This is a genomic window from Cellulomonas bogoriensis 69B4 = DSM 16987 (assembly GCF_000767165.1).
In the GTDB taxonomy this organism is placed as follows: domain Bacteria; phylum Actinomycetota; class Actinomycetes; order Actinomycetales; family Cellulomonadaceae; genus Actinotalea; species Actinotalea bogoriensis.
This window is the reverse complement of the sequence record NZ_AXCZ01000136.1, coordinates 1-7,604: the sequence shown is the minus strand read 5'-3', so window position 1 is coordinate 7,604 and position 7,604 is coordinate 1. Positions and strand designations below refer to the sequence as shown.

Here is a 7,604-nt window from a genome sequence, read left to right as displayed (position 1 = left end):
CGTCGACGACGGCAGGGGTGCGGGGCCCGGGCCCCTCGACCTCGTCGGGGCTCGTCGCCAGAGCGGTGCGGGCGGCCTCGGACGGGGCCACCCCCTCGAGCGTGAGCCGCCGCATCACCAGCAGCCGCGAGACGTCGGCGGTGGAGTACCGACGGTGCGAGCCGGCGAGGTGCTCCGAGGGGCCGAGGCCGTAGCGCCGGTCCCAGGTGCGCAGGGTCGCCGGAGCCACCCCGAGGCGCCGGGCGACCGCCGCAACGGTCAGGGAGGGGCCTGACGGGGTGGGTCGCTCGCCTCGGTCGTCCTGGGTGCTCGGCCTGGCCATGAAGCGATTGTGCCCAGGGGATGGCGCGGTCCGCCACTTCCCGGCATCTCAGGGCGAGTGCTGCCGGACAGACAGCCAGCATCGGCGCGAAAAACGGACATACCGCACCGTGCGCTGGCACGCCAACGAAGAAGATCGCCCAAGGGGGTTGACCAACTTCTGACGCGCTTCTAAGTTGGTCGCACTGCACCACGGTGACCACGCCGCCCCCGAGCACGAACCCTTGGAGGAACCATGACGGAGATCTCTCGCCTTCCCGGTCCGGTGATGGACCTGTGGGAGTGGCAGTACGAGGGCAAGTGCCGCGACGCCGACCCGACCCTCTTCTTCCACCCCGAGGGCGAAAGAGGCTCCGCACGCCGCCGCCGGGCGGAGGCCGCCAAGGCCGTGTGCGCCACCTGCCCCGTGATCCAGGAGTGCCGCGAGCAGTCCCTCGCGGTCCGTGAGCCCTACGGCGTGTGGGGAGGGCTGTCCGAGGAGGAGCGGTCAGCCGTCCTCTCCCAGCGCCTGCGCAAGGCCAGCTAGCTCGCGACGCGGGAGCCCCTTCCCGCCCCAGGCACGGCACGGCCACCACACGAGGCCCCGCCCGGTTCCCCGCCGGACGGGGCCTCGGTGCGTCCGGGATGGGACCGGGTCCCGGCACCGGGCCCGCCAGGGTTAGTGTGCGCCTGCTCTTGCCTGCGCGACCACGAGGAGCACGATGAACGAGGACGACACCCTGGTGCTGCGACGAGCCGGTGTGGGCGGCTGGCGCCTGGCCCTCGCCGAGTGGGTCGAGGCGGCCCCGGTGCAACGGTTCATCGTCGGGGTGATCCTCCTCAACGCGGTCCTGCTGGGTCTGGAGACCTCGCCCGCGGCGATGGACGCCGCCGGCGCCTGGATCTCGGTGCTCGACGACGCCTGCCTCGGGGTGTTCGTCGTCGAGCTCGCGCTGAAGATCGCGGCCTACGGCCGGCACTTCTTCCGCAGCGGGTGGCGGATCTTCGACCTGCTCGTCGTGGGGATCGCCCTGGTACCCGGCGCCGGGCCGTGGGCCGTGCTCCGGGCCCTGCGCGTGCTGCGGGTCCTGCGCCTGCTCACCGTGGTCCCCTCGCTGCGCCGCGTGGTCGCCGCGTTCCTGCACGCCATCCCCGGACTCATGGGCGTGGTGGCGGTCATGGGGATCTTCTTCTACACCGCCGCGGTGCTCGCCACCCAGCTGTTCGGGCAGACCTTCCCCGACTGGTTCGGCGGCATCGGGCGCAGCCTGTACTCGCTGTTCCAGATCATGACCCTGGAGTCCTGGTCCATGGGCATCGTCCGCCCGGTCATGGAGGTCCACCCGGGCGCGTGGGCGTTCTTCGTCCCCTTCATCATGATCGCGACGTTCACGATCCTGAACCTCTTCATCGGGATCATCGTCTCGACCATGCAGGAGCTCGCCGTCGAGGCGCCCCGCATGACCCCGGCGGACGCCATGGCCTCGGACTCCCCCACCGCCGCACCCCAGGCGCAGGAGGGTCACGCACCCGAGGTGCTCGAGGCGCTCGAACGCCTCGAGGCCCAGGTCCGCGAGCTCCGGGGGCACCTCGGGCGCTGACCCCGGGCACCACCCGCGCACGACGGAGCCCCCGGACCCACGAGGGGACCAGGGGCTCCGGTGCTCAGACGGGCGTCAGGCGGTGACGACCGCGAGGATGTCGCGGGCCGAGAGGATCAGGAGCTCCTCGCCGCCGTACTTGACCTCGGTGCCGCCGTACTTGGAGTAGATGACCTTGTCGCCGACGGAGACGTCGACGGGGACACGGGTGCCCTTGTCGTCGACCCGGCCGGGGCCGACCGCCAGGACCTCGCCCTCCTGGGGCTTCTCCTTGGCGGTGTCCGGGATGACCAGACCGGATGCCGTCGTCTGCTCCGCCTCGAGCGTGCGGACGACGACCCGGTCCTCGAGCGGCTTGATGGAGACCGACACAGCGGACCTCCCCTTCGCAATCGTGAAGACGGACGATGAACGTGGCCACGGGTCCGAGCCGCCCGTCGTCGCGGGTGCCGGCCGACCCGACCGTGTGCCGATGCTTCTGGCACCCTCGCGTGCGGAGTGCCAGGACAGAATCTAGGCCGCGGTTAGCACTCGGTCAACACGAGTGCCAGGCGAGTCGCGCGCGGACCGCGCACGGCCACCACGTGCGTGCGAGGATCACGACCGTGGACCCCGCCGCGCTGACCCAGCTGCTGAGCCCCGACGGGTGGGCCCTGCTCAACGCCCTGCCCCCCTACGACGAGCGCCTCACCATGCGCATCGCCGAGAGACTCCGCGAGGAGGGTGTCGACGCCGGGCTCGTCGCCGCAGCGCTGACCCAGTCCCGGCTGCGGGCCAGGGGGCGCGCCAAGTTCGACGACTTCGCCGACGGGATGCTGTTCACCCCCGCCGGGCTGGAGCAGGCCACTCGGCTGGTGGTCGGGGCCCGCCACGGCCGCCGCTACGCCGACGCCGGGTGCACCCACGTCGCCGACCTCACGTGCGGGATCGGCGGGGACGCGATGGCCATGTCCGCCATGGGACTGCGGGTGCTGGCCGCCGAGGTCGACGAGCTGACCGCGGCGGTCGCGACGGTCAACATGCGGCACTTCCCCGAGAGCCAGGTGCGGCACGTGGACGCCATGGCCCTGGACCTCGCCGCCGAGGGGGTCGACGGCGTCTTCGCCGACCCCGCCCGGCGGACCGCGAGCGGACGACGCCGCCACGACCCCGCGGCGTACACCCCGCCGCTGGACGACGTCCTCGCGCTGCGCGAGCAGGTGCCAGCCCTGGGGGTGAAGGTCGGGCCCGGCATCCCGCACGCGGCCCTGCCCGAGGACGCCGAGGCCCAGTGGGTCAGCGTCGACGGGGACGTCGTGGAGGCCGGGCTGTGGTTCGGCCCGCTCGCTCCTGAGGGACCCGGTAGGTCCGCGCTGGTGCTGCGCGGCTCGACCGCGACGACGGTGCGCGCGCCCGGTGACGGGGTGCCCGTGGCCGACGTCGGTCCGGTGGGGGCCTACCTCCACGAGCCCGACGGCGCCGTCATCCGGTCCGGGTTGGTCGCCCTGGCCGCCGAGGAGGTGCGGGGACGGCTCATCGACAGCACCATCGCCTACGTGACCTCGGACACCCTGGCGACCAGCCCCGTGATGACCAGCTACCGCGTGCTCGACGTGATGCCGTTCGGGCTCAAGAGGCTGCGCACGGCCTTGCGTGAGCGTGGGGTGGGTCGGCTCACGATCAAGAAGCGCGGCACCGCGGTGGTGCCCGAGCAGCTGCGCAAGCAGCTGGACCTGCGGGGCGAGGGCGAGGCGACCATCGTGCTGACCCGGGTGGCGGGCAGCCAGCAGGTGATCGTCGCGGAACCCGTCTGATGGCACCGCGCACGGCAGGGGGCCGATGATGCGGATCCCGTTCGCGCGGTCCGAGCGGTCGACCATCGGCATCGAGTGGGAGCTGGCCCTGGTCGACGCCGACAGCGGTGACCTGCGTCAGGTCGCCCAGACCGTCCTGGACGCCGTGGCCCCTCCGGACGGGCGGGAGCACCCGACGATCCGTCAGGAGCTGCTGCTCAACACGGTCGAGGTCGTCAGCGGGGTGAGCCGCACCGTCGGTGAGGCGACCGCGGACCTGGACCGGTCGATCACCGAGCTGCGGGAGGTCACCGACCCCCTGCGGGTGGAGCTCATGTGCGCGGGCACCCACCCCTTCGCGCGGTGGGCGCAGCAGAAGGTCACCGACAAGCAGCGGTACTCCACGCTCATCGACCGGACCCAGTGGTGGGGCCGGCAGATGCTGATCTACGGCGTCCACGTGCACGTCGGGATCGAGGACCGGGACAAGGTCCTGCCGATCCTCAAGGCGATGCTCACGTGCTTCCCGCACCTGCAGTCGCTCTCGGCCTCCTCCCCCTTCTGGGGCGGGAAGGACACCGGGTACGCCTCCAACCGGGCGCTGATGTTCCAGCAGCTGCCCACCGCGGGGCTGCCGTTCCAGTTCGACACCTGGGCCGAGCTCGAGGGCTACACCGCGGACATGATCCACACCGGGGTGATCGACCAGGTCGACGAGATCCGCTGGGACCTGCGCCCCTCACCCCGCTTCGGGACGCTGGAGATGCGCATCTGCGACGGGGCGTCGAACCTCACCGAGGTCGCCGCGTTCGCGGCCCTGACCCACTGCCTCGTCGAGCACTTCTCGACCATGCTGGACCGGGGCGAGCCGCTGCCCACCCTCCAGCCGTGGTTCGCCCAGGAGAACAAGTGGCGCTCGGCGCGCTACGGCATGGACGCGATCGTCATCCTGGACTCCGACGGCCGCGAGGAGCTCGTGACCGACTCCGTCGAGCAGCTCCTGCAGGACCTGGCCCCCACCGCCGAGCGCCTGGGCTGCGCCGAGGAGCTCGGGTGGGTGCGGACCATCCTGCGCAAGGGCGCCGGCTACCAGCGCCAACGGGCGGTGGCCCGCCGCAACAACGGTGAGCTCGACGCGGTCGTCGGCTCGCTGGTGGCTGAGATGCGCGCGGGCCGACCTCTCTGAGCGACTAGTTGGCAATGCCTGCTAGTGGGCGTAGCCTGCATCCATGGCCCAGGAGCCGCAGCTGCTCAAGGGCATCCTTCCGATGCTCGTGCTGGCAACCCTCACCGAGGGACCGTCCTACGGCTACGAGCTGGTCACCCGCCTGCGCACCAGCGGGTTGCCCGGCCTCACCGCGGGGACGCTCTACCCGGTGCTCGCCCGGCTCGAGCGCGACCAGCTGCTCACCACCCGGCTCGTGCCCTCACCGTCGGGCCCCGCCCGGAAGTACTACGAGGTGACGGCCGCAGGCGACGCCCGCCTCCAGCGGGCCGTGCTCGACTGGCACGAGCTGAGCGCCACGGTCGCCCGGGTCCTGGCCCCGCGGGCCCACCCGGCCGACCCCGCCCACCTGACCCACCCACCCAAGGACGACACGCCGTGACCAGCGCCTCGACCCGCCCCACCCGGGACCGCCTGCGACGCACGTGGTACCTCCTGCGTCTGGACCTCGCGATGCAGGGCTACCCCGCGGCCCAGCGCAAGGAGGTCCACGCCTCGCTGCGCGCCGAGCTCGAGGCCGCCGCCGACGAGGTGGGCACCCCCGCGGCCCTGGCCCAGCTCGGGTCGCCGCGGCGCCTCGCGGAGGAGTACTACGCACAGCTCGACCACCCGTGCCCACGCATCCTCGACGGGGCCGTCGTGGCGCTGCTCGTCGGCCTGCTGATCCTGTTCTCGTGGTTCAGCTACGCGCTCGGGTCGATCGACACCCTGACCACCCTGGGCGGTGGCCGGGTCGAGCTCAGCTTCCTGGCGATGCCCGTGGTCACCGAGTCCGTCGTGGCCGACGGCGCGCCCACGCGGCTCGGCCTCGGGTGGTCCTTCTCGCTCCCTGCGGCACTGCTGCTCCTCACGGTCCTGCTCGTGACGTTCGCGATCGGCGCCCGACTGTGGCGCGGCGTCCCCACCCGCGCGCACCCCCAGGCGCAGGAGCCGGCATGAGCACCGAGGAGCCCACCAGCACCCTTCACGCCGCGGGCCCTGCTCAACCAGGTCAGGCACCGGAGGCGACGAGGACCTGGGTGAGCGGCATGGACGAGTCCACCGCGAGGTCCAGGGGCGACGGGGCGAGCCCCCGACGGACGGCCGCAGCCCCGAGCGCAGCGATCATCGCCCCGTTGTCCGTGCAGTAGCGGACCGGTGGGATCCGCACGTCGATGCCGGCCTCCGCGCACCGGGCCGTGGCCATCTCCCGGAGCTGGGAGTTCGCCGAGAAACCCCCGCCGATCACCAGCGTGCCGACGTCGTGGCGTCGGCACGCCGCGATGGTCTTGGCGGTCAGGACGTCCGCGACCGCGTCGGCGAACGAGGCCGCCACGTCGGCCAGCGGGATCTCCTGACCGGCGTCCTGCCGCGCCTCGACCCACCGCGCCACAGCCGTCTTCAGGCCCGAGAACGAGAAGTCGTCCGCGTGACGCGCCTGGTCCTTCGCCGCAGTCAGCCCCCGCGGGAAGCGGATGGCCGTCGGGTCGCCCTCGCGCGCGAGCCGGTCGATGTGCGGGCCCCCCGGGTACGGCAGGCCGAGCAGGCGCCCCACCTTGTCGAAGGCCTCCCCCGCCGCGTCGTCGAGGGTGTGCCCCAGCTCGGCGACTCCCGTGACGACGTCGTCGACCAGCAGCAACGACGAGTGCCCCCCCGAGACCACCAACGCCATGACCCGCTCGGGGAACAACCCGTGGACCAGCTCGTCGACAGCCGCATGGCCGATCACGTGGTTCACCCCGTACAGCGGCACCCCCAGGCCCACCGCGAGCGCCTTCGCGGCCGACGCGCCCACCGTCAACGGGCCGATCAGCCCGGGGCCCGCGGTCACCGCGACGGCGCCGACCTCACCCAGGTCCACGTCCGCCTCGGCCAGTGCACGCGTGATCGTGGGGACCATGGCCTCGAGGTGGGCCCGTGAGGCGATCTCCGGGATGATGCCGCCGAAGCGCGCGTGCTCGTCGACCGAGCTGGCGACCGCATCGACCAGCAGCTCGGTCCGGTCGGCGTGGATCCGCGCGAGGGCGACCCCGGTCTCGTCGCACGAGGTCTCGATCCCCAGGACGAGGGAGGCGTCAGGCATGGGACAAGGGTAGGGCGCACGACGGGCCACCCCTCACGGGCCCAGCGTGAGAGCCATCGTGAACGCGTCGACGTCCTCGGGCTGGTAGTAGCGCCGACGGCGGGCCAGGACCTCGAAGCCCGCGCCCCGGTACAGCTCGAGGGCGGGGTCGTTGTCGACCCGGACCTCGAGCATCACCGCCCGGGCACCCAGCTGCCGCGCGCGGTCCACCAACGCCCCGAGGAGCACCCGGCCGAGCCCTCGACGCTGCGCCCGGGTCGCGACCCCCAGGGTCATCACCTGAGCGACCTCACCGTCGAACCACAGCCCCACGTACCCGGCGAGGCCCGCAGCGTCGTCGACCCCTGCGTACCAGCGGCCGGGGCCCGTGAGCTCGGCGTCCAGCATCGCCCCGGTCCACGCGCCTGCTCCGAACAGCTCGTCCTCGAGGGTGACCAGGTCCGGGAGGTCCGCGGCGGTCAGTGCCCGCACGGCGACCCCCGCCGGTTCCCCCGCCGTCCCGGCCGGCGTGTCCCCCGCAGGGTCGGGACGGGCCGTCACCCGGTGACCCGCTTGCGGCCCTCCGCCGGCATGACGTCCGGGCGGCGCAGGTACAGCGGCTCGACCGGTGTGGGGGTCCCGCGGGCCGCGCGCCCCAGGGCCAG

General features: G+C 72.9%; 10 protein-coding genes. 6 read left to right on the top strand and 4 right to left on the bottom strand.

Translation table 11 applies throughout. The features are described 5' to 3' along the window. Positions 1-322, bottom strand: a 322-nt coding sequence (locus N869_RS11290) for a MerR family transcriptional regulator (protein WP_035061689.1), incomplete at its 3' end; no start/stop codon positions are given. A gap of 234 nt (positions 323-556) precedes the next feature. Here N869_RS11290 and N869_RS11285 point away from each other — a divergent pair. Together N869_RS11285 and N869_RS11280 are read left to right on the top strand one after the other, a co-directional pair. Next, on the top strand, positions 557-847 hold the full coding sequence (locus N869_RS11285; RefSeq protein ID WP_035061686.1) for a WhiB family transcriptional regulator: 291 nt from the start codon (positions 557-559) through the stop codon (positions 845-847). Positions 848-1,022: 175 nt separating this feature from the next. Further along, on the top strand, positions 1,023-1,901 hold the full coding sequence (locus N869_RS11280) for an ion transporter (protein ID WP_084136990.1): 879 nt from the start codon (positions 1,023-1,025) through the stop codon (positions 1,899-1,901). A gap of 75 nt (positions 1,902-1,976) precedes the next feature. Here the strand turns inward: N869_RS11280 and groES are convergent, their stop codons facing one another. Continuing rightward, complete coding sequence (gene groES / locus N869_RS11275) at positions 1,977-2,273, bottom strand: co-chaperone GroES (protein WP_035061683.1); 297 nt, start codon at positions 2,271-2,273, stop codon at positions 1,977-1,979. Positions 2,274-2,506: 233 nt separating this feature from the next. On the opposite strand from groES, the gene N869_RS11270 reads away from it, so the two are divergent. The 4 genes from N869_RS11270 to N869_RS11255 are packed head-to-tail and all read left to right on the top strand — an operon-like array spanning position 2,507 to position 5,837. Continuing rightward, positions 2,507-3,694: a THUMP-like domain-containing protein gene (locus N869_RS11270; RefSeq protein ID WP_035061681.1), complete on the top strand. Its 1,188-nt coding sequence runs from the start codon at positions 2,507-2,509 to the stop codon at positions 3,692-3,694. 28 nt (positions 3,695-3,722) lie between these two features. Beyond that, entirely contained in the window at positions 3,723-4,859 is a 1,137-nt protein-coding gene (locus N869_RS11265; protein ID WP_035061695.1) for a glutamate--cysteine ligase, read from the top strand. A gap of 43 nt (positions 4,860-4,902) precedes the next feature. Then, on the top strand, positions 4,903-5,280 hold the full coding sequence (locus tag N869_RS11260) for a PadR family transcriptional regulator (protein ID WP_035061678.1): 378 nt from the start codon (positions 4,903-4,905) through the stop codon (positions 5,278-5,280). After that, a complete protein-coding gene (locus N869_RS11255; protein WP_035061675.1) occupies positions 5,277-5,837 on the top strand; it encodes an HAAS signaling domain-containing protein in 561 nt (186 codons plus the stop codon). The genes N869_RS11260 and N869_RS11255 overlap by 4 nt, the downstream gene beginning before the upstream one ends. Before the next feature lie 52 nt (positions 5,838-5,889). Here N869_RS11255 and tsaD read toward each other — a convergent pair whose 3' ends face one another. After that, the gene (tsaD, locus tag N869_RS11250) at positions 5,890-6,960 is read right to left on the bottom strand and encodes a tRNA (adenosine(37)-N6)-threonylcarbamoyltransferase complex transferase subunit TsaD (protein WP_035061672.1); all 1,071 of its coding nucleotides are present in this window, start codon (positions 6,958-6,960) and stop codon (positions 5,890-5,892) included. 33 nt (positions 6,961-6,993) lie between these two features. After that, positions 6,994-7,500, bottom strand: coding sequence for a ribosomal protein S18-alanine N-acetyltransferase (rimI, locus tag N869_RS11245; RefSeq protein ID WP_198026051.1), 507 nt, complete (start codon positions 7,498-7,500; stop codon positions 6,994-6,996). Between the last annotated feature and the right edge of the window lie 104 nt (positions 7,501-7,604).